General features: G+C 55.0%; 1 protein-coding gene. It reads left to right on the top strand.

From position 1 onward, the window contains the following. A partial coding sequence (locus B2067_RS10835; RefSeq protein WP_301388452.1) for a class I tRNA ligase family protein occupies positions 1 to 507 on the top strand: 507 nt, incomplete at both ends.

The following is a 507-nucleotide window of genomic DNA, read 5'->3' as shown; positions in this document are numbered from 1 at the left end:
AATTACACCATCGGTGATGTGATCTCGCGCTATCAGCGCATGCAAGGCAAAAACGTGATGCAGCCAATGGGTTGGGATGCGTTCGGTCTGCCGGCAGAGAACGCTGCAATCAAGCATCAGGTGGCTCCAGCGAAGTGGACCAAAGAAAACATCGCCTACATGAAAGGCCAGCTTAAATCGCTGGGTTTCGGTTACGACTGGGACCGTGAACTGGCCACCTGTGACCCGGAATACTACCGCTGGGAGCAGTGGTTCTTCACCACTCTGATCGACAAGGGTCTGGCGTACAAGAAAGTTTCTGCCGTGAACTGGTGTCCGAACGATCAGACCGTACTGGCGAACGAACAGGTCATCGATGGCTGCTGCTGGCGCTGTGACACCGTGGTTGAGCGCAAAGAAATTCCGCAGTGGTTTATCCGCATTACCGATTATGCGGAAGAGCTCCTGAACGATCTGGACCAGCTGGATGGCTGGCCCGATCAGGTCAAGGCGATGCAGCGCAACTGG

It is taken from the genome of Thalassolituus sp. UBA2590 (genome assembly GCF_002339775.1).
Lineage (GTDB): Bacteria > Pseudomonadota > Gammaproteobacteria > Pseudomonadales > Oceanobacteraceae > Thalassolituus.
This window is presented reverse-complemented; position numbering and strand designations above follow the sequence as displayed.